This is a genomic window from Parasphingorhabdus sp. SCSIO 66989, from assembly GCF_032852305.1.
GTDB classification, from domain to species: Bacteria; Pseudomonadota; Alphaproteobacteria; order Sphingomonadales; family Sphingomonadaceae; genus Alterisphingorhabdus; species Alterisphingorhabdus coralli.
Genome location: NZ_CP136594.1, coordinates 3174500 through 3200327, shown reverse-complemented (window position 1 = coordinate 3200327; position 25828 = coordinate 3174500). Strand labels below are relative to the sequence as shown.

The 25828-nt window shown below is 57.5% G+C and carries 23 protein-coding genes; 9 read left to right on the top strand and 14 right to left on the bottom strand.

Features of this window, described 5'->3' with window-relative positions:
* Positions 1–181: 181 nt before the first annotated feature.
* The gene (locus RB602_RS14935) at positions 182–1540 is read right to left on the bottom strand and encodes an MFS transporter (protein ID WP_317081710.1); all 1359 of its coding nucleotides are present in this window, start codon (positions 1538–1540) and stop codon (positions 182–184) included.
* Positions 1541–1830: 290 nt separating this feature from the next.
* On the opposite strand from RB602_RS14935, the gene RB602_RS14930 reads away from it, so the two are divergent.
* From RB602_RS14930 to RB602_RS14915, 4 genes are all read left to right on the top strand, one after another.
* The gene (locus tag RB602_RS14930; protein WP_317081708.1) at positions 1831–2469 is read left to right on the top strand and encodes a class I SAM-dependent methyltransferase; all 639 of its coding nucleotides are present in this window, start codon (positions 1831–1833) and stop codon (positions 2467–2469) included.
* 191 nt (positions 2470–2660) lie between these two features.
* Entirely contained in the window at positions 2661–3005 is a 345-nt protein-coding gene (gene rpoZ, locus RB602_RS14925) for a DNA-directed RNA polymerase subunit omega (RefSeq protein ID WP_317081706.1), read from the top strand.
* A gap of 82 nt (positions 3006–3087) precedes the next feature.
* Complete coding sequence (locus RB602_RS14920) at positions 3088–3444, top strand: endonuclease domain-containing protein (RefSeq protein ID WP_317081704.1); 357 nt, start codon at positions 3088–3090, stop codon at positions 3442–3444.
* A gap of 289 nt (positions 3445–3733) precedes the next feature.
* Entirely contained in the window at positions 3734–4390 is a 657-nt protein-coding gene (locus tag RB602_RS14915) for a hypothetical protein (protein WP_317081702.1), read from the top strand.
* 183 nt (positions 4391–4573) lie between these two features.
* Here RB602_RS14915 and RB602_RS14910 read toward each other — a convergent pair whose 3' ends face one another.
* From RB602_RS14910 to RB602_RS14880, 7 genes are all read right to left on the bottom strand, one after another.
* Complete coding sequence (locus tag RB602_RS14910) at positions 4574–5446, bottom strand: hypothetical protein (protein ID WP_317081700.1); 873 nt, start codon at positions 5444–5446, stop codon at positions 4574–4576.
* Positions 5447–5883: 437 nt separating this feature from the next.
* On the bottom strand, positions 5884–7836 hold the full coding sequence (gene ftsH / locus RB602_RS14905; RefSeq protein ID WP_317081698.1) for an ATP-dependent zinc metalloprotease FtsH: 1953 nt from the start codon (positions 7834–7836) through the stop codon (positions 5884–5886).
* Between the two features lie 165 nt (positions 7837–8001).
* Entirely contained in the window at positions 8002–9003 is a 1002-nt protein-coding gene (tilS, locus tag RB602_RS14900) for a tRNA lysidine(34) synthetase TilS (RefSeq protein WP_317081696.1), read from the bottom strand.
* Entirely contained in the window at positions 9000–9872 is an 873-nt protein-coding gene (locus RB602_RS14895; RefSeq protein WP_317081694.1) for a tetratricopeptide repeat protein, read from the bottom strand. Before RB602_RS14895 ends, tilS begins: the two co-directional genes overlap by 4 nt.
* Positions 9873–10000: 128 nt before the next feature.
* Entirely contained in the window at positions 10001–10858 is an 858-nt protein-coding gene (locus RB602_RS14890) for a helix-turn-helix domain-containing protein (RefSeq protein WP_317081692.1), read from the bottom strand.
* 147 nt (positions 10859–11005) lie between these two features.
* On the bottom strand, positions 11006–13273 hold the full coding sequence (gene ptsP / locus RB602_RS14885; protein WP_317081690.1) for a phosphoenolpyruvate--protein phosphotransferase: 2268 nt from the start codon (positions 13271–13273) through the stop codon (positions 11006–11008).
* A gap of 83 nt (positions 13274–13356) precedes the next feature.
* The gene (locus tag RB602_RS14880; RefSeq protein ID WP_317081688.1) at positions 13357–13512 is read right to left on the bottom strand and encodes a YdcH family protein; all 156 of its coding nucleotides are present in this window, start codon (positions 13510–13512) and stop codon (positions 13357–13359) included.
* Positions 13513–13761: 249 nt separating this feature from the next.
* Between RB602_RS14880 and RB602_RS14875 the strand changes: the two genes are divergently transcribed.
* Entirely contained in the window at positions 13762–13959 is a 198-nt protein-coding gene (locus RB602_RS14875; RefSeq protein ID WP_317081686.1) for a YdcH family protein, read from the top strand.
* A 215-nt stretch (positions 13960–14174) separates the two neighbouring features.
* On the top strand, positions 14175–14714 hold the full coding sequence (locus tag RB602_RS14870; protein ID WP_317081684.1) for a DUF1465 family protein: 540 nt from the start codon (positions 14175–14177) through the stop codon (positions 14712–14714).
* 31 nt (positions 14715–14745) lie between these two features.
* Here RB602_RS14870 and RB602_RS14865 read toward each other — a convergent pair whose 3' ends face one another.
* From RB602_RS14865 to RB602_RS14840, 6 genes are all read right to left on the bottom strand, one after another.
* Complete coding sequence (locus RB602_RS14865; protein ID WP_317081682.1) at positions 14746–15810, bottom strand: glycine zipper 2TM domain-containing protein; 1065 nt, start codon at positions 15808–15810, stop codon at positions 14746–14748.
* Positions 15811–16001: 191 nt separating this feature from the next.
* Positions 16002–16490 (bottom strand): GAF domain-containing protein, encoded by a 489-nt coding sequence (locus RB602_RS14860; protein ID WP_317081680.1) that lies wholly within the window; start codon positions 16488–16490, stop codon positions 16002–16004.
* Between the two features lie 40 nt (positions 16491–16530).
* On the bottom strand, positions 16531–16953 hold the full coding sequence (gene arfB, locus RB602_RS14855) for an alternative ribosome rescue aminoacyl-tRNA hydrolase ArfB (RefSeq protein ID WP_317081678.1): 423 nt from the start codon (positions 16951–16953) through the stop codon (positions 16531–16533).
* Positions 16946–17743, bottom strand: coding sequence for an RluA family pseudouridine synthase (locus RB602_RS14850; protein ID WP_317081676.1), 798 nt, complete (start codon positions 17741–17743; stop codon positions 16946–16948). The genes arfB and RB602_RS14850 overlap by 8 nt, the downstream gene beginning before the upstream one ends.
* A gap of 26 nt (positions 17744–17769) precedes the next feature.
* Positions 17770–18837 (bottom strand): MsnO8 family LLM class oxidoreductase, encoded by a 1068-nt coding sequence (locus tag RB602_RS14845; RefSeq protein WP_317081674.1) that lies wholly within the window; start codon positions 18835–18837, stop codon positions 17770–17772.
* A 220-nt stretch (positions 18838–19057) separates the two neighbouring features.
* Positions 19058–19987 carry a hypothetical protein gene (locus RB602_RS14840; RefSeq protein WP_317081672.1) on the bottom strand — a complete coding sequence of 310 codons (930 nt, stop codon included), beginning with the start codon at positions 19985–19987 and terminating at the stop codon, positions 19058–19060.
* Between the two features lie 329 nt (positions 19988–20316).
* Between RB602_RS14840 and RB602_RS14835 the strand changes: the two genes are divergently transcribed.
* From RB602_RS14835 to RB602_RS14825, 3 genes are all read left to right on the top strand, one after another.
* A complete protein-coding gene (locus RB602_RS14835; protein WP_406568424.1) occupies positions 20317–21684 on the top strand; it encodes a cytochrome P450 in 1368 nt (455 codons plus the stop codon).
* Positions 21685–21763: 79 nt separating this feature from the next.
* Positions 21764–24199, top strand: coding sequence for a penicillin acylase family protein (locus RB602_RS14830; protein WP_317081670.1), 2436 nt, complete (start codon positions 21764–21766; stop codon positions 24197–24199).
* A gap of 156 nt (positions 24200–24355) precedes the next feature.
* Positions 24356–25798 (top strand): dicarboxylate/amino acid:cation symporter, encoded by a 1443-nt coding sequence (locus tag RB602_RS14825; protein ID WP_317081668.1) that lies wholly within the window; start codon positions 24356–24358, stop codon positions 25796–25798.
* The last annotated feature ends 30 nt before the right edge of the window (positions 25799–25828 follow it).

Sequence of the window (25828 nt, the reverse complement as noted above, 5' to 3'; positions counted from 1 at the left end):
TTTTTTTAGGCGCTACGCGCGAAATCTTTTCGCTTTACATACAATACCGTCAGCCCTGAGCTTGTCGAAGGGCGTTTCTCCACTTGAGAGGCGGGCTTCGACAGGCTCAGCCCTGACGGTTTTGATTGGATCAGTTTGTTAGTTCTTCTCCGCGGCTCCGCGCCTCCGCGTGAACCATTCCTTAGGCCCGTCCCTCGAGCACATTGTCGGCCTGCAAGCCACGCCATCCCAGGAGCAGGACCGATGCTGTGAGCGCCACCAACAGCCCGAAGCTGGCGGGGGCATAGACATTATACAGCCAGACACCAAAGGCCGGGCCCACCACAAAGGCTGCGCCATTGACCGAGGCGACGATGCCCGCCACCTGCCCTTGTTCGGGCCGGGTGACCGATAGCGATGCACCAGCGGTAAAGCCCGGGCGGAACAGGCCAAAGCCCATTGAGGCTACGACATAGCCCAGCGTGATGCTGTGCAATTCGCCCGCCAGACCGATCATCAGACAGCCAATGCCGCCCAGCAGCGCACCCCAGAGCGTTGAGGCGCGCGGGCCCATTTGCAGATAGGGGATCAACCCCCATTGCGACAATAAAGTGGCAATCGCGCCCGCCATCAGCACCAGGCCGGTCGGTCCGGCTGCTTCCGCAGGCGTGGCGCGCAGACCGAGTCGGTCGAGCAGCAGGAAGCCGATCATGCCGAGGATAATCGCCTGAGCATGGCCGCCGAGCAGGCCGGTGACCAGCCAGGGGCGGATGCGTTTATCGGTCCATTTCAGCCGCTCTGGTTCCTCGTCAGTGCTTTCAGTTTCACTATGCTCTGCATGCTCGCCATCATTGCTCACCTTGGCGGCGGAACTGCTGGTGCTTGGTTCGTTCACCACCTGACCGCGCGCGGCATAGCGGGGATCATCATCGGGCAGCCTGAGCCGCAGTGCGAGATAGACCAGCAGGCCGAAGCCAGCGAAGAACAGGAACGGGCTGACCAGCCCGAGCAGCGGCAGGATCAGCAGCGGCGCAATCGCCGGGCCGAGCACCGTGCCCAAGCCGAAGGATGAAGAGATGATAGCCAGCACCCGCGTCCGCAGCGCCCTGTCAGTGCGCGCCGCGACATAGGCTTGCACCGCAGGTGGCGCCGCCGAGCCAAAGCCGCCATAAAGGCTGCGGAAAATGGCAAAGGTTATGATCGTCGCCAACGGCCCCAAATAGCCATTAAGCCCGAACCACAATATCGTCGCGCAAATGGCGAAGGAGCTGATAAAGCCCCACATGCCCAGCTTCATCAGCGCCTTGCGTCCGCGCTTGTCCGACATGCGGGCCCAATAGGGCGCGGTCAGCATCCACAACAGCGCCGACCAGCTATAGGCCAGACTGACCCAGAAATCGGGGATACCCAACTTGGTGCCGATACCCGGCATCACCGATTGCATCGCGGTATTGCCCGCCGCCGTCACCAGCATCACCAGAAACAGCACCGCCATACGATCGCGCGGAACCGTGGTTCCGGCGAGGATAGAGGGGGTTTCGGTTTTGCGCGGTGCGTCCATGCGGCAGGGCATAAGCGGGTGTAGGCGTGAGGGCTAGTATTAAACGCGTATATCCTCCCCGTTTACGGGGAGGTGGCGCGCCGTCGTCCTGAGCTTGTCGAAGGACGAAGGCGGGACGGAGGGGGTTCTCCACTTGCGCTGCGTCTAGCTGCCAACCCCCTCCACCACCTTCGGTGGTCCCCCTCCCCGTCCCGGGGAGGATATATTGCATGACACTATTATGACGAATTGCTTGGGCTTTGATGACAGTGCCGTTATGATGACCGGTGATAAAGGAAGTGGGGAACTGAATGAGCCTGTCAAAATCTGCCGATGCGCCGCTGCTGCAGCGCGCCAAAAACAAGTTGCGCCGCATGTTGGGGCCATGGGGTGTGTTCTTTACCGGCTTTTTGAAACACCCGGTGATGGTCGGGTCGGTGATACCATCATCGCGCTTTACAATCGCCAAGATGCTGGCCCCGGTGGATTGGGACAATACAAAATTGTTCGTCGAATATGGCCCGGGCATTGGCACATTCTGCCAGCCGGTGCTCGACAAGCTGCGCCGCGATGGCACGCTGATCGTGATCGACACCAACCCCGATTTTATCGCCTATCTACGGCGTACCATTAAAGATAGCCGCTTCCACGCGGTGCATGGCTCTGCGGCGGATGTGGCGGAGATTATCGGCTCTTTCGGCTTTGACCATGCCGATTATGTGCTTTCGGGATTGCCTTTTTCCACCTTGCCCGATGGCGTAGGCCCGGCGATTGGCAAGGCGACCGGAGAGGTGGTGCGTCCGGGCGGCGCGTTTCTGGTCTATCAATTTTCGGCCAAATGCCGGGATTATATGGCGCCCTATTTTGATCGTATCGACCAAGGGTTTGAGTTCTGGAATATCCTGCCCTGCAAGCTGTTCTGGGGCTGGAAGGCTGAGGATAAATCCTGATTATTGGTGCACACAAAGCCACTAAGGCACAAAGCACGGTGTAAGCTCGCTTAGTGTCTTCGTGGCTTTGTGTGCACTAAATATGGCGGTGGCCAGCCTTGCAGAAGTCGGAGAATCATTGACATTCGCCCACTCTGCGCCTAGTTCAAGCATTCTTTCCAAACACAAATAGTATTTATGTGGAGCAGCCCATGGCGCGCGTTACCGTTGAAGATTGCGTAGATAAAGTCACCAACCGGTTTGATCTGGTTTTGCTGGCTGCACAGCGTGCGCGCGAGATTTCCGGCGGCGACGAGCTGACCATTGACCGCGACCGCGATAAAAACCCGGTGGTGGCCCTGCGCGAAATCGCCGAAGAAACCATCAAGCCGGAAGAGCTGGAAGAAAGCCTGGTGCAGTCGCTTCAGAAAGTGCAGCTGGATGATGAGGATACCCCGGATGAGGTTGGCTCGCTGAGCAAATCCGCCGAAGCCCTGCGCCTCACCGCATCGGCCCCGACCCGGACGACCTCAATCAGCACCGATTTTGAGGGCTGATTCCCTTCTCCTCCCCGTGCGCCGAAGGCGGATGGGGAGGTGGCTCGCTGAAGCTTTAGCGTAGGCGAGACGGAGGGGTAAGATGGCGCGCACTCCCGGTTCCACCTATAACCGTGCCCGCAAATTGCGCAAAACCATGACCCCGCCAGAGATTATGCTCTGGCAAAGATTACGTACAAGGCCACTAAACCTGAAATTCCGCCGACAGCATCCTGTCGGACCTTATGTGTTGGATTTCTATTGCGCTGCTGCGAGAACGGCCATCGAGATTGATGGCGCGGTGCATGACATGGGTGACAATGCAGAGCGGGATCAAAGACGCGATGATTATCTGGCCAAGAAAGGCATTACTGTTCTGCGCATTGCTGCCCAGGAGGTTATCGATAATGCCGATGATGCAGCGGACCAGCTTGTTCGTGCTATAGCTGATAGGGCGTAAACCCCTCCACCATCCGCCTACGCCCTTCTCAAGCTCGGGGCTTCAGCGGACGGTCCCCCTCCCCATTGCTGCGCAACGGGGAGGAAATAATAAAGATCATCCCCTACCCGCGCCGAGAGAATTGGCTGGAGAGCAACCGGTCTCTGCTCGACAATATCGGGCGCTTCAGCCAATGTCTTGTCCTATGAAGTCCTTGTCGCAAGATCATCCTCTTACCTGGCCTTTGCTGGCCTGGTTGTCTGCAGCGCTGGCAGGCGTGGTAGCGCCTGTCATAGCCATGCTGCTGCTTATGCAAGCCTCCACTCCCGCAATGTCCGCCTTTGCTGGCGGTCCGGTTTTGGCGCTCGGCCTTATGGGCTCGGGGATGATCTCAGCGGCCGCCGCCGGGCGCTTTTGGGTCGGTGTCCTTCTTGCGCTGCTGACGGGTGCTGGCCTCACACTGTTCGCATATGCGCTGGCTATGCCAGCCTTGCCTCATCCGCTTTCAATAGGGTTGGCCTTTCTTATCGCCAGCGTCAGTTTCGCCGCACGGGGCACTCTGTTTGCCCGAAGCGCATTGGGCAGAGGCTGGTTGATTGCGGCCTTTGTCGTCGCTGGTGAGGCAGCCATATTGGCAACAGCCGCAGCGCAGCCAGGCGCGTTGCCGGATTGGCTGCTGGTCCTGCTGCCAGCACAATGGGCCAATATGGCGATCCAGGCGTCACTTACGGGCGCTGGCACTTTTGCGGCAAGCGCGGCCTTGATCGCCCTTGGCGGCACCGCAGCGGCTACGATGCTGGTGGCATGGCTGTGGCCACGCCGCTGGCCTTATATCGTGATGTTCACGGTGTGGCTCGCTCTCTCCGCGCTCGTCTATCACTGGCCCGGCCCGCTTTTGCCCCATACCGATCTTGCCATCGCCGCGGCACCAAATGGACAGATCATTTCCGCTTACGGCCCGGTTTGAGGCCTGCGATTTAGATCAGTATGGGATGGGGAGTGGAATGGTGGCTTTTGGGAACAAATGCTGAAAGACTAGGGGAGACACTATCACGGCCTCGCGTCAGCTAACGTGCCGCCGGACGCCGTAAAAGCCAATATCCCACTTTGACGCATCGACAAGAAAGAAGCATAAATATAGTCTCAGAAGCTATCTGATTTCAGAGACGTCCCTCATTATGAAAAAGAACTTCTCGCCTGCTTCATCTCCTGCGATCAGATAATCAGCTTTAACCTGCTGCTTGATGCCCCAATACGGCCCGGGGTTTGCCACAGGTCCGAAGTATTCAGTAGTCCCGAAATATAGCACTCCGTTATCTGCCACAGCGAACCTGCCAAGAGCCGTTTGCTCAGGCTCGATATTCGCGTCCGCAGCGTCCACCACTCGAAGACCTGCAGGCAAGGCAGGGACGAGCGAGTCTGGTGGTGGATAATCGTCTTCCAGTTTTGGTATTCTATCCGCGTATGAGTTAGTCTTATCATTCCATTCTGCGCGACGCTCTAAGGCAGCAAGTTTCTCAACCTGTGTGCTTGGCCTACCTTCGGCGTTCTCCCAATCGATCTCCTCATCCGATGCGTATTCCCAATTGTGGATGTCGATGTCGCTCCTTGCAGAATCTGACCACGTCGCTTGCGCAACAATATCTTCACCGATGGGAATTTGCTCATATAAGTCTTCGGGACTGTTGACTTTATAACTGCGATCCTTCGTTCGAAATTCTGCGAATCTACCACCGTCGGTAGTCACTATGCGACCCGAAATTTCGAACTGATCGTATTCGGCATCATCGACAACGGGTGAGGCGCTATCACTGCCAACAGGATCGTTGCTGCCAAAGGATTGTCGTGGCGGAATATTCGCCGTAACATTGATGGTATTGACCTGTATGGTGATGGGGTCCGAATGAACATGAGTTATGGTCACGTTTTCTGCGCCATAGCTGACCGCAAAATCTTCTGTTGTTTGGGCAACCTCTTGCGGTTCTTCGGATATAAGCGCCTCATGCAGCTTGATTGCGAACATGCCGACGCTCCCGAACGCGACTGTTCCTAAGAATACCAGTTCTAGGGAGGTGGACCCATAACCGAGATGACGTATCTCGATGTCGGGTTCACCATCAGCGACAGGGATTGAACGGAGGAAATCTACTACGCTTGCCGCCCATCGCAATGTGTCTACTGCAAGCACGGGACCGTCGGTGTCGAGTTCTACGACAAGTACATTCTCAGGCAGGATGTTTTCTCTGTTCGAATACATACACCACTGATAGCAAATACTGCCCGACACGCTAGTCTTTGCGAGTGAGCGTGTCTACTTTGGGGACAAGTATAATCAAAACTAGGGTTAGCAGTGATCAATAGGAAAGCAGACGCTGTTCCTATTGATCACTGCCATAAGAAAAGTACACAGTAGACTTTGTCTACCATGACCCCTTATTGTTCGTATCGCCAGTTAGCGCCCTACGCCCCTTCAGGATTGGGATTGCTGAACGGCCCTTTGCGGCCACCGGCTTTGGGGATCGCTGCGCCAACGCTTGGCTTGGTGATCGCCGGGCCGCTGGGCTTGTCGTTGCGGTCGATTTCCTCGCCCTTTATGACGGCCTGTATTTCATCGCCGGTCAGCGTTTCATATTCTAGCAATGCCTTGGCAAGCGCGTGGAGCTGGTCCTCATTATCGGTCAGCACCTGTTTCGCCTTGTCATAGCCGGCGTCGATGATGCGCCGGATTTCCTTGTCGATGGCCTTGGAGGTGTCGCCGGACATCATGGTGCGCTGGGTCTGGCCCATGCCGAGATAACCATCGGCCTGTTCCTCATATTGCACCGGGCCGAGCTCATCCGACATGCCCCATTTGGTGACCATGTCGCGCGCCAGTTGCGTGGCGTATTGAATGTCGCCCGAGGCTCCGGAGGATACCTTGTCATAGCCGAAGATGATTTCCTCGGCGACGCGGCCGCCCATGGAGACTGAGAGGTTGGCGTACATTTTATCGCGGTGATAGCTGTAATTGTCGCGCTCGGGCAGGCGCATCACCATGCCCAGCGCACGGCCACGCGGGATGATCGTGGCCTTGTGGATCGGGTCAGACGCCGGTTCATGGACCGCGACGATGGCATGGCCCGCCTCATGATAGGCGGTCATCTTCTTCTCATCCTCGGTCATCACCATGGACTTGCGCTCGCTGCCCATCATGACCTTGTCCTTGGCGTCCTCAAACTCCTGCATCGCAACCAGACGTTTGGAGCGGCGTGCGGCGAGCAGCGCAGCCTCATTGACGAGGTTGGCCAAGTCTGCGCCGGAGAAACCGGGGGTGCCGCGCGCGATAATCCGCGAGCTGACATCGGGCGCCAGCGGCACCTTCTTCATATGCACTTCAAGGATTTTCTCGCGGCCATCAATATCAGGCACCGGCACCACAACCTGACGGTCAAAGCGGCCCGGACGCAGCAGCGCGGGATCAAGCACATCGGGGCGGTTGGTCGCGGCGATGATGATGATGCCCTCATTGGCCTCAAAGCCGTCCATTTCGACCAGCAGCTGGTTCAGCGTCTGCTCGCGCTCGTCATTGGAGTTGCCCAGACCATGGCCACGCGACCGGCCAACCGCGTCAATCTCGTCGATAAACACAATGCACGGCGCATTCTTCTTCGCCTGCTCAAACATATCGCGGACACGGCTTGCACCGACGCCGACAAACATTTCAACAAAGTCCGAGCCGGAAATGGTGAAGAACGGCACACCCGCCTCACCCGCAATGGCACGCGCCAGCAGCGTCTTACCGGTACCGGGCGAACCGACCAGCAAAGCACCCTTGGGAATTTGACCACCGAGCCGCGCAAACCGCGCCGGGTCTTTCAGAAACTCGACAATTTCCTGCAGTTCCTCGCGCGCTTCATCGATGCCGGCAACATCGGCAAAGGTCACCTTGCCCTGCTTCTCGGTCAGCATCTTGGCCTTGGATTTGCCAAAGCCCATTGCGCCGCCAGCACCGCCGCCTTTCTGCACCTGTCGCATAATGAAGAAGGCAATCGCGATAATCAGCACAAAGGGCAGTGCCTGAATCAGAATAACGGTTAGCAGGCTGGTCTTCTCCGGCGCACGACCGGTATATTCAATCTGCTTGCTTTCCAGCAGCTCGACCAGGCTGGCATCGCTGCCCACCGGTGTGGCGACGACGCGGCTACCATCGCTGGAGATACCGACAATCTGGTCCTCGGCTATCTCGACCTTGGTCAAAGTCCCTGCTGAGATACGGTCACGGAATTGCGAATAGCTGATTTCCGTGGCGCGGCTATTGGCACCGCCGGAATTGAACATCGACACGACCACCAGCAGCGCAATGATAACGCCCGCCCAGATAAGCATATTGCGGATCCAGGGATTGGGGGTATTCGGTTCCTGATCGTCATTCATGTGTCAGTATCTCTTTCAAAGGCTCCAAAAGCAGGCACTAAAGGCCAACATAGCATATCATCATTTGAGATAAGAACGAAAACCGCAAGTGCAATATGGTTCAGACCATGGCGCAATATGATGAATTTTTGACATAGGGCGCGGGTTGCGGGCTACGCCTCTCTGCTAAGTACCTGCTTTATATCCATTATTTGCGCGCGGCGGCGCGATGGAAAAACGCCAAAGCCCATCTTTTGCCTGGCACAGCACATGGCCTTGCGTCACAGTCTGTCCGGATTTCAGCGCATCAATGACACGCTCCAGCGCCTCGCCGCGCGGATTTAGGCCCGGTTGCGCGCGCTCCAGTGCCAGTTTTGTGATTCGCCGGACCAGCTCATGCGGCAGTGCGGCGCTATCGTGCATATCGCAGATCAGCGCATCTTGCTGCTCGGTGATGCGGGCGTCTGTTTCGCGCTGCGCCATCCAGTGCAGCGCGCTGTCTGCCTGTGCCAGTGCATGCGCGGATTGTGTCGCGGTTTCGGGATCAAGCCAGTCGCATTGCGCCAGTTGCGTACGCAGCCGCGCCCGGTCAAAGCGGGCATCGCTGTTGGAGGGATCATCGACAAAAGGGATATCATGGCGCTGGCAATAGGCGAGAAGATCGGCCTTGCCGACAGCCAAGAGCGGGCGAAGAATATGGCCGTTGCGCGTGCGGATTCCGGCGAGCCCGGCGACACCGCTGCCTCGGTTTAGCCGCATCACCATCGTCTCAAGCTGGTCATCGGCGTGATGTGCGGTCAGCAGCCATTGGCAGCCTTGCTGCTTTCGCCAGCTATCCAGAAGGCCATAGCGCGCGGCCCGGGCGGCGGATTGCACATTGCCGGTGATCGGTTGGTCGGGCCGCAAAATCGCATGAGGGATTGCGGCCTTGGCGCAATAATCAGCGACCATTTGCGCTTCTTCTGCGCTATCAGGCCGTAGGCCATGATCGACGGTGGCGGTCTTAATCCGTTCCGTCCAGAGCGTTCGCGCCAGTGCCAACAGGGCCATACTGTCTGGTCCACCGGATACCGCAATGGCAATCCCGCTATGTTTATCATCCTCGCTGCCAACCAAACTGGCAAAGCCTGTACGCAATGCGTTTAGCAGCGCGCCATCATCACGCCGGGACGTATCGGTCTTGCTCAACTACAGCCCGCATCGCTGCGACCGCTAGCGAGATTGTTGGACAATCGCCCGGACGCAATATCGGGATAGGCCTCAGCCAGCTCGGTAAAGGCGGCACAGGCTTTGGTGTTCTCGCCACTGGCGATTAATGCGCGGCCGAGATAATAAAGGCTGTCTGGAGCGCGGGCACCGCGTGCGCCTTTCTGATAGTTTTCCAGCAATATCTCTGCGGCCCGTCCCGGTTTGCCATCGTCGAGAAAAGCGCGGCCCAACAAGTTACGCGCATGGCTGATGCGGCGATGTTCAGGATGGGTTTCGACCGTCAGCGCCAGTTGCTGCTGGGCCTCGGGATAATAGCCAGCATCCCACAGGCGGAAGCCGTAAATATAGTCATCCTCGCCAGCATCATCGCTCTCCGGCTTCACAATGGCGGACACGGCGGCAATGCGCTCATCGCTGGGTTCATAGGTGGCTTCTTCCTCCTCTTCGGGAGGCGCGGCTGCAGCTTCCATCGCGGCAAGTTTCTCTTCAATCTTGCCAAGGCGGAAACTGTTCTCCTCGCCTTGCGCGGTCAGCGTCGCAAGCTGGCTTTCCAACGCATCGACGCGCAGCAGCAGATCGGCAACAGCCGAATTGGTGGCATTGGGCTTTGCCGCTTCATTAGCCGTCTCTGCCTGCACTTCGGGTTCAAAGAAGCGCTCTGACCCGCCGGGGAACACCTTGCGCTGGACGGCACGGACTTCGGCTTCGAGGCGCTTGACCCGCGCATCCAGATTATTGTCCTGCGCCTGCACGCTGGCAGGGGCCGCAATGGCAAAGGTCATAGCCAGCGCCATGGCGCTTCGGCTTACCGATCGGGTGGAAAATGAGCGGCCAAAAAGCTGTGTCATAGATTTGCGCATCCTCTTTCTTGTCGGCGCTAAAAAATGCCAATCATCCATAATGACATGTTTTGATAGACTGAGAATCGTTTTGCAATGCTGAACCGCCTTCCGGCGCACAGCTTTATCGTCTGCAATTACTCTTCTTCGGTGCTCTCTTCTGCCGCACCGCGCGCCAACAATGCCGATGCGCTGACCGGCACGTCCTTTATCGAGCGATCAGCCGTGCCCAGGGGCGGCACGGTTTCACCGCCGATGGTTATGGCAAAGGCATCGGGCCGTCCGGTCCATATCTGCGGGTTATCGGCATCGGCGGGCACCACATATGTCTCGCCCAGTGCCATCTGCTTCTGCATCAATTGTTTACCTGAGCCGTCATAGAATTTGACCCAGACATTGTCCTCGGTTGCGGTGAACACGACATCGCCGGTCGCCGGCGCGGTAATAGAACCATCGGCCTGGCGCTCAACGGTTGCATTGCTTGACGCAGTGTTTTGCGTATCGCCTTCGGCAGCGCCATCTGCATCTGCATTATCCGCAACTTGCGCGGTTTCGCCACTGCTCAAGCCGCTGAAATATTGGTTACGCCAGAGATAATAGCCGCCAATAATGACCGCGATACCGACCAGTGCGATGATCCATGCGGTTTTGGCGGAAGGGACTTTCGATGGGTCCTCTGCAGCATATTGCACCGGATCGCTCTGGCGCATTGGCTCCATGCCCGCTTCGTTTATCTCTTCGCGCAGATCATCGAGAAACGCGTCTTCAGGCAGATTGACGACCCGGGCATAGGCTTTGGAAAAGCCAATGGCATAGGTGCGCCCGGGAAGATCATCAAAGCGGCTTTCTTCAACCGCTTCCAGATGGCGCAGTGGAACGCGGGTTTTGGCGGCAATCTCTGAAAGCTCCATCTCCGCCGCCTGGCGCGCTTCACGCAAGCGCTGGCCAGAGGTCAGCAACTTGAATTCGCCATTTTGCAGCGGCACGTCTTCCATGGTGGCGCGCGATCCCATCTCTACTTATCGAGCCTCTGGCGTTTTACCTTCTATAACATCTTGCCAAACGTCAATATTTACATTGCTTTAGATAGCCGATTTTACGCAGAATTTTTGCGGATGCGCCAGGTTGGGACGCAAATGCGATCAATCGACCTCAATCTTCTGGTCATGCGCCCAATCCCGTAACGTCTGGCGCATGTTTTCCGGTGGTTTCGCCAGCACAGTCTCAAGCTTTTCACGCACCTCGGCGAGATTGATCGACCGGATCATGGCTTTGATGGGACCAACCGCTGCAGGCGTGATCGAAAGCCGGGTAATGCCAATACCCAATAGCGCCATTGCGGAAAGCCTGCGCCCGCCCATCTCGCCACAGACGGTGAGGTCAGTATCGCTGCCCTCCACTGTGCGGACAATCCTTGCCAGGAAGCGGAAGATTGCCGGGCTCAGCCAGTCATAGCGTTCTGCCAGTTTCGGATGCGCGCGATCAGCGGCGAGGAGAAACTGGGTTAGGTCATTGGTGCCGATAGAGAGAAAGTCGATTTCGGGCAGCAAAAGATCAAGCGTTTCCGCCAGTGAAGGAACTTCAAGCATCGCACCATAGCGCACATGGTCTGGCAGCAGTTTCTTATGATCGATCAGAAACTGACGCTGCCCTTCAAATATGTCGCGGGCGCGCGCAAATTCCCAAGGCTCGGCGACCATCGGGAACATCACGCTCAGCGTGCGTCCTGCAGCAGCTTCGAGCAAGGAGCGGGCCTGTACCTTCATCAAGCCGTCACGTTCCAACGCCACCCGCAGTGCACGCCAGCCCATCGCGGGGTTTTCCTCCGGACTGTCAGTGGCGAGATAGGGCAGCGATTTGTCACCGCCAATATCGACGGTGCGGAACACCACCGGTTTGTCCCCGGCGGCATCCAGAACATCGCGATAGAGCCGCGTCTGGCGCTCGCGTCTTGGCATGGTGGCGCTCACCAGAAACTGGAATTCGGTACGGAACAGGCCGATGCCGTCCGCACCGGTCAGCGAGAGTGCCCCGACATCATCACGCAGGCCAGCATTGACCAACAGGGTGATCGGCACGCCATCCTTTGTCACAGCGGGTAGATCGCGCAAAGCGGCAAACCCGGCCTGCCGCTTTTTGCGGCGGTTGAGCTTGGCGTTGAAGGCATCAATCACGGCATCGATTGGCCGCACATGGACGGTCGATTCTATGGTGTCGATCAGCAGTGGATCGCCTTCGCGCACAAGGTGGCGGATGGTCCGCACCTGGCCGATAACCGGGATCCCCATGGCGCGTGCGACAATGGTGACATGTGCGGTGAGTGAACCTTCTTCGAGGATCACACCCTTGAGCCGCCGTCGATCATATTCGAGCAACTCGGCTGGTCCCAGATTGCGCGCGATCAAGATCGTATCTTCGCGCAGGCCCAGTTGCGCGGCGGTGCCGATCTGGCCCGACACAATGCGCAGCAAGCGATTGGCGAGGTCTTCCAAATCATGCATCCGGTCTGCAAGCAGAGGATCATCAATCTGGCGCATCCGCATCCTTGTGCGCTGCTGCACCCGTTCGATCGCCGCCTCTGCGGTCAGACCGCTGTCAATCGCCTCGTTGATCCGGCGCGACCAGCCTTCATCATAAGCGAACATCTTGTAGGTTTGGAGCACTTCTTCATGCTCGCCACCAACACCAAATTCGGCCTGGTTGGCCATATGGTCGATCTGCTCGCGCATCCGCGAAAAGGCCGAATAGACGCGTTGCCGCTCAGCCTCGATATCCTCGGCCACTACATGCTCAATCTTGATCCTTGGCTGGTGAAATACGGCATTGCCCGAGGCCAGACCCTTGACCAGCGTCAGGCCGTCAAGGCGCTGCGGCCCGCTGGCGGCAATGCCGGTATCGAGCATGGTATCGCGATCGATCATATCGGCATTGTCGATCATCTCGCTGATGACCATGGCGACTGTCTGCAGCGCTTCGAGTTCTATATCCTCATAGCGGCGTGGCTCGATATGCTGGACATTAACAACACCCACGGCGCGTTCGCGGCGAATGATTGGTACGCCGGCAAAGCTGTGAAAGCGTTCCTCACCGGTTTCCGGGCGATACTGGAAATCGGGATGCGCTTCGGCTTCAGCGAGATTGAGAATCTCGACATTTTGCGCGATATGGCCGGTCAGCCCTTCGCCCAGCGCCAATTTTGTGACGTGCACCGCGTCCTGATTCAGACCGCGTGTGGCGAACAGTTCCAGGACCCCTTCCCGCAGCAGATAGATTGAACAAACCTCGCTATCCAAAGCTTTGCCGATTATCTCGACAACCTGATTAAGCTTGGTCTGGGCATTGGCCCGCGCCGCCATAATCTCGTGCAATTCGGTCAGAATCTGGCGTGGAGCAGTCTGTGTCGGGGTCATAGTCAAGGGCTTAGCACAGCGTAAACCGCTATGCTATTGTCGGTATGGCATTCATCCTGCCAGACTGGTTCTTTTATGGTCTCTCAGGCGTCCGAGAGTTCTTCCTTAAGTCGAAGCTTGCGCTTTTTGAGATCGGACAATCGGATATCATCAGGATGAGGACGCTGCTCTTCGGCATGAATTTCCGCGTCCAAAGCTTCGTGTTTGCTTTTCAGGGCCTGATAATGTCCATTGTCCATGGGTGTCTCCTTCGACTCGCGTTGGAAGTCGTAGAGTAAACCACAAAGCGTCGTGGGAGTCTCCCCCGTAACACTTCAATATTGACCAATTTGGATGGGCTATGGGCACCGGTCCTGCAAATCCTTGATCCTGATCATCTGTAGATCGCGTTGCACTGGCCCCATATTCTATTCAGCGCGTGACAATTGGCTGTGTTTGCGGGACACTGTAAAGGACCTATTTCAGTATTCCAGCTTATCGGAGGCGATGTGCACGAACAGGCGATGCGGCAGAAGCTAGAGCAGCTCAAACTGGAGCATCGCGATCTTGATGTCGCGATTAATGCCTTGGCGGACAGTGGCGGTCATGACCAGCTACAACTGGCGCGCATGAAGCGGCGCAAGCTAAAGCTGAAGGACCAGATTGCCGTCATTGAGGATTATTTGATCCCCGATATCATTGCCTGAAAGACCGTTGCAAATTTGCCATATGTAAAATTTCGGGGGGTCTTTGTAGTGACCTTCCATGGTTTCTCGCGATGTAACATCACCGAATAAGGGTCTATTAATATTCATTAAAACCAATAAGTTGATCTGTTTCACATTGGCACATGAGGGTTTTGCGCAGCTGCTGATAGAAATTATTGCTGCACTGCAATGCGAAATTATGTAACAGAGATGTCATGCCCCTCTCGAAAAACATAACGCCCGCTTTGGTGGACTCGCTATATTATGAGTCTATGGCGCTCGCCGAAGAGGCAAGAGCGCATTTTTCCGACACCGGAACACGCGATCTCGCGAACACTGTCTTGTCCCCAACACGACAGGTAGAGCTTTCTTGTGAATCACTGAAAGTAACGACGCGACTAATGCATTCGATTGCATGGTTGTTGAATCGAAAGGCTTACTTCGCCGGGGAGCTATCAGAGCGTCAACTGCGCGCAGCGTCCAATGATCTCGGCCAGGCTGCTTCAAGCGACCCAGACGTCGTTGCCACGCTCGATCCGCATAGCCGCTATCTGGTTAAGGCCAGCGAAGAGATTTTCGCCCGGATCGAGCGCATGGAGGAGCGATTCCAGCAAGATCGGCTGCAGAAGATGGCTGTCGACACGCGCTTGTCACCTGCGCTGGCGATGCAGGATTATCTGAGATCATCGCTGCGTTCTCGCCACTTCGGGGTTGTGGAGCCTGATTGTGGCTGCGGAGCATCGGCCTGCGCCTAGCGGCGAATTCCGGCTTTGCCGGAACTATGCTTTAGCGCGGAATTCTCTTGGTCGCCCGACGCACCACTTTGCTATTGGGTGACGAATATCCGCCACCTTGAACATAGGTCGTTCTCGCTGCACTTGAGCCCGGTTGGATAACAATCGTCGTCACTGTCTGCGGCGGATAGTAATAGGCAGGATAGCCATAACCATATCCATAAGGATATCCGCCATACGGATTATAGGCGGCCTGTTGCTGTTGCTGGCGCGCAGCGGCGACTTGGCGCTCCAGATCATCACAAGGGTTCTTTTCCGCCTGATCAATTGCCATGCCAGCCACGGCACCGACACCCGCGCCGATCAGCGTGCCTGCAGTGCGGTTGCCCGGACCGGCAATGCGATTGCCCGCCAGGGCGCCAAGACCTCCACCGATCAGCGCGCCGCCAATGCCATTATCGCGGCGGCACTCTTCCAGTTGCTCGGTCAGATAGCTAAGGTTGCTATTGGTCTGCTGAACCGGATAACCGGGATAGCCTTGATATCCCGGATAACCGGGCATTGCTGTCGGGAGTGCAGTGGGCGCGGCTGGCACAGCGCCATTACCAAAATCGACACCCACCGGATTGCCATTGGCATCGGTGAAACGGCTCTCGCCAGTATAGGTGCCGCGATATTCGCCCTGTAAAGTGTTCCCTTGAGGGTCCTGATAGGTGCCGGTCCACTGCCCCTGATAGGTGCGTCCATCGGGGCCGACATAGTTACCGGTCCATTGGCCATTATAGCGACCATCTTGCGTTGTTGCTGGGGCGATCGGGGCAGCGGGTTGCGCTGCTGGTACACCAGGGGACATGGGACCACCATCTGTGACAAAAACCGAAGGGTCATAGACCGGGCCGGACGTTGTGGTGGTGGTAATCAAGGTACCATCATCAAGCCGCTGCTGGGTAACGACCGGCTGTTGCGTTTGATGCATTGTGCCGATCATGTCGCCAACGGTGTTGGTGTCGCCATGGTGCAGCGATTCGGCCGCAGACGCTGGGCCGACGGTTGCTATGGCCAACGCAGCACAGCTTGCGACAGAAAGAGTATTGCGTGCTTTTGGGCGGATGGTCATGGTTAATCGCTCCCTGATCAGGCCCCGGCGCGATACTATGGCACGCGTTGACCCAGAATGTTGGTTAGCGAAGCGTTACCATTTTAATCCGATATGAACCATATTTGAAATGTAAATTGCCGGATATGAGCGGCCTTTTAGGGCAAACTGTCCTGAAATGATGCATTAAATCCGAAATGGATTAATCATCATTACGCGACCATTCTGTCGCCCAGAAGTGCCGCCAATTGCATCATGCCCTGTTCATCCTCAGCGTCAAAGCGTGCTGGCAAGGGGCTGTCGAGATCGATTACCGCGACTACCCGATTGTCGGCGATGATCGGCAGGACAAGCTCGGATCGGCTGTCGGCATCACAAGCGATATGGCCGGGAAAGGCATGGACATCATCGACACGCTGCGCCCTGGCTTCGGAAACGGCGGTGCCGCAGACGCCCTGACCTATAGCGATACGAATACAGGCTGGCTTACCCACAAACGGCCCCAGCACCAATTCGTCAGCCACCACGCGATAAAAGCCGGCCCAGTTAAGATCGGGGAGAAACTGCCAGATCAATGCCGCGACATTGGCCATATTGGCGATGGCATCGGGTTCGCCCTGAGTCAGCGCTTTGGCGGCGCTCAGCAGATCGTCATAGAGTTGCGCCTTGGTGGCGTTGGAAGCGGGGGCAAAATCATACATGCAGTGGATATAGAGACTGGGTTGCTTTATCGCCAGATGCCTATTCGGGCCGCACCCTGCCGCGGCTCTTCTTGACGGCGCTGCGGATTTTCTTGCCCTGAAGCCGTTTTGTCTTGCCAACACGATTGAGACGGCTCTTCTTGCGCTTCGCGGGCAGGGTGCGCGCCTTTTGCAACAGGCTCACAAAACGCTCGCGCGCATCAAGACGATTAGCGGCCTGGGTGCGATGGCGCTTGGCGGTGATCACCATCTCTCCGGAATTGGTGAGATAGGCGCTACCCAATGATTTCAGCCGGGCATAGACTGGCGGAGCGAGTTCAAGCCTGAAGACATTGATCCGCAGCTGCGCGGCAGTCGCTACCTTGTTGACATTCTGACCGCCAGGGCCAGATGCGGTGATAAACTGCTCGCTGACCGCATCAGCGGGAATGGTCTCCCAAATGTCCTGCCAGCGTTCAGCCATGGTCTTTCGGCTCGGCAAGCAACTCAGCCAATAGCGACGGCGCAACACAGTCATCTTCAAAGCCCAGATTGACGAAATCACGGGGCAGTGGCGCAGTGGCATACACATCGTTCTTGCCAGAGCGCGCAAACTCCAAATGCCAGCTGTGCAGCATGGTCCGCGTATCGCCTTTGCTGTCAGCGGGCTTGGCGCTGCGGCCAGCACGATAGACCGGATCATGCAGCAGCGGCAGGCCGAGCGCAAAATAGGCATGGGCGCGGATCTGATGTGTGCGCCCGGTAATCGGTACAAAGGCGATCAGGCTATGACCGTCATGCTGCGCTATCACCCGCCACCGGGTTATCGCGGCCTTGCCATTGCGGTCGGGATGCATCCACCAGCCCAGAGCCTCGGTGCTGGTCTTGTCGAGCGGCATGGCAATCTCGCCTGCTTCATCTTCGGGTGCGCCCGCCACAATGCCAAGATAAACTTTATGCACCTCCCGCTCGGCAAAGGCACTGCCAAAGCGTTTTAGCGCGCCACTATTGCGCGCCATTAACAGGCATCCCGAAGTATCGCGGTCAAGTCGATGGACGGCCAAAGGAGGACGTTTGAAGCCGAAGCGCATATCATGCGCCAGCCATTCGACACCCACTTCGCCCGATTTGGTCGGCGTTACCGGCATGCCCGCCGGTTTATCCACCACCAGCGCCTCGCCGTCGAGAAACAGCACCTGCAACGGGCTGTCATACCCGGCCTCGGACTCAAGGGTATCGCGTCTTTTATCGAAATTGGGATTGCGGACAGCCATGATGCTGCCTGTCAGAGCACGCTAGTTTATGCAAGCGTTGTTGGCGCGGCATCGGGCCTTTGTCGGTCAAACAGCCGTCCAGTGTTGCCGCCATTGGCGGTGCCGTCCATGCCCGCTGCCTCGGCAATCAGCTGCAGCGAAGCGAGACGGTCGGCAAGATGATATGTGTTGCACGTGAACATAATCTCATCTGCGGTGAAATCTTGCGCCATCGCATGGAGCTTTTCGACCACCTCTTCACCTGTGCCAAAGGCGGCAATTCGCGCCTGTCGTCCAACCGCCAACGCTTCGGCCTCATCAAAGCTATAGTCCTGCGTGTCCTCTGGCGGTCGCAAGCCTTTGCCATCGCTTTTGAGCAGCATATGGACGAAATTGACATAGACATTCTTGCGCAGCAGCTCGGCACGCTCGCTGTCCTCTGCTGCCAAAGCCGTTGTCGCCAGAATAACATGCGGCTGAGCATCGGGATGGGCTGGAACGAAATGGTCCCGATAGCGCGCGGCAAGATCGCTCCCGGCCTGCGGATTGATGAATCGGCCAATGGCATAAGGCATGCCCATTTGTCCGGCCAGCACCGCGCTGTGTGGGCTGGTGCCTAATATGTGAAGGGGTATAGGCGTAACCGGTTCGGGTACCAGCATGGGGTGTTGGATTTCGCCTTGCAGATAACCACGCAATATCTGCAGACTCTCGGCGAATTTCTCAAATTGCGGTCGACGGTCCTGTGCCAGCGCATAGGAGACGGCAACATCACCACCCGGCGCACGACCAAGCCCGGCATCAATTCGCCCCGGATAGAGATTGCTCAGTGTCGAAACGATCTCGGCGACACGATAGGCGCTGTAATGCGGCAGCATGATCCCGCCGGTGCCGAGGCGTATATGACCGGTCTGTGCACCAATCGCGGTCAGCAAGAGTTCCGGCACGCTGCCACAGATTGATGGATTGGCGTGGTGCTCTGAGACCCAATAGCGGTAATAGCCAAGCCGATCAGCCAATCGCGCAACCGCTATACTGTCTGCAAATGCCTCACTGGCAGGTGCATCACCGCTTCTGAGCGATTGATCAATGATGGAAAGGCGAATTTTGGTCACGTGATCCCGCAAATGCTCAGAAGCTAAGCCGGTTTATAGGCGATGCTTAGTTGTTTGTCTCCTAACGGCTATTGCAGAAAAAGATTAATCTCCGCCTATGATCGGTGAGAACGGGCAGGCTTGTCGAACAGGCTGAAAAAGCAAACCATACTTCCACAGCTCCTAAACTTTAGTCACTATGGTGCTTCGCGCAGTGCCAGCGCCAAGTGTTCTCATAGGATCAGTCAATGCTGGTCGTGCTGCGCTGTGTCCGACCACGTGGTGACATACGCGGTCGATCTGACCGGAATGTCCTGGTACGCGGCGCGCTGCGATTGGGCCTTGCCTGACGCGTTTGACGAGCTTGGCGATTGGGCCGCGCCTGCCGGTTAGGTCTCGCCTGACGGTTGGGTCGTGCCTGGCGGCTTGGATTAGCGCGGCGCTGCCCTGCGGCCCGATGCGGGCGATCGCGCACACTTGTCACATTGCGGCCGCGTCGCGGCGCGACAGCTGCAGCGCTGCCATTCCCGCCATCATTGGCACGATTGCCACGCCGTCCGCGACGGTCGTTGCGGTTGCGATTGCCATTGCCGCGGCGATAGTCAGGATCATTGCGCCGCGCCTCACGACGTTCACGCCGTTCTGCACGTTCAGCAGGCGTTAGATCGGCATTGCGCGCGCGTCGCTCCGCTCTGCGCTCGCGCCGTTCAGCGCGTTCTGCCGGTGTCAGCGCGTCATTGCGCGCCCGCCTTTCGGCAAGGCGTTCGCGCCTTTCGGCTCTTTGGAAGCGATCTACGTTGCGACCGAGAAAGCCCTGGCGATAGCGATAGCGTTCGCGTGCCCAGTGGCGCCTGTGGCCCGGCGGCATGTTGAACCGCCGACCGCGCTGGTCAAAGACGAACAGGCCGTAACCGGGGTAGAAAAAGTTGTTAAAATGGCCACCGGCAAAACCGATATTGCCAAAGCCGTTGCGGAAGTCGCAGTCATTATAGACATCATAGGGGTTATAGGGATCGCAAAAGCCATCATAGTAGGCGAAGTCGTTGACGACCGCGCCGCCACCAAAGCCTCCGCCGAAGCCGGCCCCAAAGCCGACACAGCCGGAAAGGGTGAGACCAGCAAGTCCGGCTATGCAGAATGCTTTTACTCTATTCCAGCTTTCTCGTTTCATCCTATACTCCTCTCGTTCCATCGTTAGAGTTAGAGGAAAGTGATTGAATTGCGGATGAATGATAGAGTCAGCCTTTGGCGCTAATCACTGGTTTTTCATTGATTTATGCCACGGTAAGGCATTGGCTCCGCCTATCATCGGCTGCTTGTCGAACGCCTCGATAATCTGATCGGCAAATCTCTTGCTAACACCTATGTTCATAGGATATTTAATCGTTCGATTAATAACAGTGTCGGCAAGACTATGCCGACCGTAGGGAGAGAAACGCGATGGCGACGGTGGTTGCAGATATTGCTCAAGAGAAAGCTGCGCGTGCGGCGCCAAATCGCATGTCCGCCAATCCCGGCTTTACCGATAGCGAAAACCCGCATTGGGTGCGTATGCCGGAAGGCGGTGTTGACCATCTGCCCGGTGACTATGGCCCGCCGATTATCGGCCACACCTTTACCGCGCTCAGAGATCCGCGCGCCTTTGGCTGGAAGATGTACGACACCTATGGGCCGATCTATCGCACCCGGCAATTTGGCCGTAAACAGGTGGCGCTGGTCGGGGCGGATGCCAATGAACTGGTGCTGTTTGACCGCAACAAGACCTTCTCCTCGGAGCAGGGCTGGGGGCCGGTGCTCAACCTGCTATTCCCGCGCGGCCTGATGCTGATGGATTTTGACCATCACCGCGCTGATCGCAAAGCGCTTTCCATTGCCTTCAAGCCGGGGCCGATGCGCCATTATGCTGAAAAGCTGGGCGAGGGTATTTCCGAACGGGTCAAGACATGGTCGGGCAAGGACATTCTCTTCTATCCTGAAATCAAGAAGCTGACGCTCGATCTCGCGGCGACCAGTTTTCTTGGTATTCCCTGGGGGCCGGAAGCGGACAGGATTAACACCGCCTTTGTCGATATGGTACAGGCATCGGTTGGCGTCGCCCGACGACCATGGCCATTCACCAAAATGGCGCGCGGTGTTGCCGGTCGCAAATATCTTACCGAATATTTCACCCCCCAGGTGCGCCAGCGGCGCGAGCAGCAGGGACCGGATATGTTCAGCCAGTTCTGCCGTGCGACGCATGATGATGGCTCGCTGCTCGCCGAGGATGAAGTTGTCGATCATATGAACTTTCTGATGATGGCGGCGCATGACACCATCACCTCTTCGGCGACATCGCTGGTGATGCTGCTCGGCCAGCATCCTGAATGGCAGGAAAAGCTGCGTGAGGAATGTCTCGAAGTCGCGCCCAATGGCCAGCTGACATTTGATGATCTCGCCAAGATGGAATTGACCGAAATGGCGTTTAAGGAATCGCTGCGGCTGATCCCGCCCGTGCCTTCTACTCCCCGCCGTGCGGTCAAGGATTTTGAGTTTATGGGGTATAAGGTCCCCGCGGGCACATCGGTTGGCATCAGCGCCGGTGCAGTCCACAAGATGGAAGAGCATTGGCCCGATCCCGAGCGCTTTGATCCGATGCGCTTCACCCCGGAACAGGTGCGCGAGCGGCACAAATTCGCTTGGGTGCCCTTTGGCGGCGGCGCGCATATGTGCCTTGGCCTCCATTTCGCCTATATGCAGATCAAGATTTTGATGCACGAAATCCTGACCACCAACCGCATCGTCACCGAGCCGGGCTATGATCCCGACTTTCAATATTGGCCCATCCCGCAACCGCGCGATGGCCTGAAAGTGCGGCTGGAGCGTTTGTAAGGCGAATACCTCTTACAAAAGTGAGAGATCACGTTAAGCTCCCCAAAAAAAATAGACCAATAAGCCAAGGGGAGGGCGTGTGCGCCTTATCGTTAGAATAGTGATCGGATTGTTGGTGATTGCCGTTATCGGCCTCGCCGCGACATGGTTCCTCCTACCATCACTCAATGATCGACAGACCGATGGAGAGCTCGCACTGCCCGGCCTGCAGGGTCCAGTGCGCGTCGTGCGCGATGAAAAGGCCATGCCCTATATCTATGCCGAGAGCATGGAAGATGCTCTCCGTGCGCAGGGCTTTGTCGCCGGGCAGGATCGCTTGTTCCAGCTGGAGGCGGCAAAAAGAGCAGCATCGGGACGTCTTTCGGAAGTGTTTGGCGCGGGCGCGGATGACGCCATTGTCAATCTTGACAAGGAGGCGCGTGTTATCGGCTTTCGCCGTATCGCCGAGCGGCAGATGGAATTGCTTTCCCCCAATGCCCTTCGCAGCCTCACACCCTATGTCGAGGGTCTCAATAGCTATATTACCGACCATGCGGATACCCATCCGATGGCTTTCTCGCTTGCTGGTTTTGAACCGGAGGTGTGGACCGTAGAGGATCTGCTTGCGGTCACCTTCTTCATGGGCTGGGGCAGCGCCGCCAATTTTGATGCCGAGCTGATCGCGCATCAGGTCATCCAGGCCATTGGTGAAGAGAAGTTTCAGGAAATCGCGCCGATTGTCGTCAATCCTGATAACCCTGAAGCTGCGCCTGCCGAAGAAGAGACAGCAGCTACGCTGTCCCGCTGGGCAAGCAAAACAGGTGCTCCCGCTGCATGGACCAGAGGCGGCTGGCGCCAGCAGGGCCATGGCGGCAGTAACAACTGGGCGATGAGCGGTGCCAAAAGTGGCACCCCAGCCGCCGTGGTCACCAATGACCCGCATCTCGACAGCCGCAACCTGCCCGGATCATGGCATCCTGTTGCGCTGATCACCCCTGAGGTACGGGTTGTCGGCGTCAGCGCAGGCCTTCCGGGTGTGGTCATCGGACGTAATGACCATATCGCCTTTGGCGTGACCAATGCTTATGCTGATGCGGTCGACCTCTATGTCGAGACTATCGATCCCGACAATCCTGACAATTATATGGAAGGCGATCAGTCACTGCCTTTCGAGACCTTGTCCGAAACCATCCGGATCAAGGATGATGCCGCCGAAAATGGCATCAGGGAGGAAAAGCTGGCTATCAGGCTAACCCGGCGCGGCCCGGTGATTACCGATCATGATCCTGAAAAGGGCGACGGCGCGGTACTCACCATGCGCTGGGCATCTGCCGAATATATGGACGGAGAACTGGGTCTCGATGCGCTGATGGCGGCCACCAGCGTTGAAGAAGCACTCGACGCGATCGGCTTGGCACATATGGTGTCGCTCAATTTTGTCGTTGGCGATGTTACCGGGCGCATTGGTCGCCGCGCCAGCGGGGTCGCGCCAATACGGTTGCGCGGTGATGGCATGGCGCCGTTCCCTGTAGTCGATGGCGAGGACAATTGGGGCGGGCGCATCCCGGCAGCGGAAATGCCCGGCGAGATTGATCCCGAGCGCGGCTGGACCGGCACAGCCAATCATTTCACCGCACCTGCGGACTATCCTTATGTCTACACAAGCTATGCATCGCCATCCTATCGCTATCGCCGGATGTCGGAGATTTTCAACGACAAGCCGACGATCAACGCCGAGGAGTCCTGGGCGGCGCAATATGACACGCTGAATGTCTTTGCGCGCGATATTGCCCCGATCATGGCGGCTGCTCTGCTGGAAGACGAGGATGCCGACATTCAGCAGATCGGACAGACGCTGCAGGATTGGAATCACCGGGATGATCTGGGCGAAGTGGGGCCAACCCTGTTTCAGGAGGTTATGCGCCATCTCGCCCGGCTGACCTATGAGGATGAACTCGGACCCGAAGCGGTGACCGCCTATCTCTCCAACTGGTATGTCTGGCAGGAGCGCTTTGATGCCATGGTGCGGGAGGGAACATCGCCCTGGTTCGACGACACCCGCACCCCGGAAACGGAAAACCTCGCCGATATGATCCGCCGCGCCGGACGCGCGGCACAAGAGCGATTGGCGAGCGACTATGGCGACAATATAGAGAATTGGCGCTGGGGCGATGTGCGCAAGATCGGCTTCACAGGTCCGCTCAGGCTTGATGGCTGGGTCGGGTCACTCACCGGCAATCGCGATGTCGCAATGCCCGGTTCCGGCGAGACGATTTTGCGGGCGCTCTATCCTTATGAGAAGCCCTTTGACTCGCAATGGTTCGCCTCCTTGCGGATGACAGCGGACCTGAATGACCCGGACAAGGTCCGTGCCGTCTTGCCGGGTGGTGCGGTGGGCCGGACATTCCACCCCCATCTCGCCGACCAAATCACCGATTGGACCGATAAGGATGCACAAATCTATTGGTGGTTCAGCGACAAGGCGATTGAGGAGAATACCCAATCGGTGCTGACGTTGAGTGCGTCCACCAGCTAGCCTTAGGGCCAACCCGCGAAACCTCTACCAGCCGGATTGAACGCTATACCTAATTGCGTTCAGTAATCGCTTTCTCATGGTCAGCGCGCTGTAGTTTTGCTATCGATTCCCGCACGGGCCAAGGCCCAGGGGACAGGATCGCAAAGGCGCAACGCTATGACCCAGAGTCCAGATAGTCCCCGTCCCAATCTATCGCGTCCCGAAAGGCTGTTGCCCGATGAGGTGACGGAGCTCTACCGGATGCGCCTCGCCAGTATTCATCGGCTGATCCAGACAAAATTATGGGCGCAGATTATTGTCGCCATGGTGCTCGGGATCATCCTCGGGCTGGCGCTCAGCCCGGTGGGTGATAGCCGCTTTGCGATTACGCCGGCGCAGGCGGAATATTGGGGCGATTGGCTGCGCCTGCCCGGCAGCCTGTTTCTCAATATGATCCAGATGATCGTGACGCCCTTGATCATGTCGTCGATTGCGCTGGGTATCGTCGGCTCTGGCGACCCTGACTTCCTTCGCAAAGTGGCGCTGCGCATCATCCCCTATTTTGTCGCGACGACGACCTTTGCTGTGCTGATCGGCGTTGCCATGGCGACGGTGATCCAGCCGGGCAGCTATATTGAATTGACCTCGCTTGCAGGAGATATCCCGACCGCCGCTGCTATCGTGCCGCAGGAGCTTCAGGAAGAAGCGCCGAGCGTTGCCGAACAGATCGCGGCGATGATCCCCAGCAATCTCGCCGAGGCGCAGCTCTATGAGAATATGCTGCAAATCGTCATCGCCTCGGTGTTCTTGGGACTGGCGATGCTGGCCATCGGCGAGAAACGCGCGGCACCGATGCAGGCGGTTTTGCAATCGCTACAGGATATTGTGCTCAAAATTGTCGGCTGGGCAATGCTGCTTGCGCCGCTGGCGGTGTTTGGCCTGATCGGTGATTTTGTGATGCGTGTCGGTATCACCGCGCTGTTCGGCATGTCGGCCTATATCATCACCGTACTCGGCGGGCTGGCGCTGCTGCTCTGCGTCTATGGCCTGATCGTGACGGTCTTTGCCCGCCGCGACCCTCGCCAATTCTTCCCCGCCATTGCCGATGCGCAATTGCTCGCCTTTGCCACCTCCAGCTCGGCCGCCACCATGCCGCTATCCATGCGCATTGCCACCGAGAAACTGCGTGTGCGCCGTGCTATCGCCCGTTTCATCATCCCGCTCGGTGCAACGGTAAATATGGACGGCACCGCGCTCTATCAGGTGGTCGCCGCACTGTTCCTGACCCAGCTTTACGGCGTTGAACTCGATATCGCGACCTTTGCGCTGCTCACTGTCACCGTGGTCGGTGCTTCTATCGGTAGCCCGAGTACGCCGGGGGTCGGAATCGTAATTCTTGGCGGCATCCTCCAATCCATCGGCCTGCCACCAGAAGGCATCGCCATCCTGCTCGGCGTCGACCGCCTGCTCGACATGTGCCGCACCAGCGTCAATGTCGCGGGGGACCTGACCGCCTGCGCGGTCATGGACCGCTGGTTGGCTGATGCGGTGGAGCCGGAGGATGTGGCGGCTGCGGAGCAAATCATGGAAGCCCCAGAGACTGCTATCGCTGACGCTTGAAAACGTGGGTGGATAGGGCTTTCATCGCCG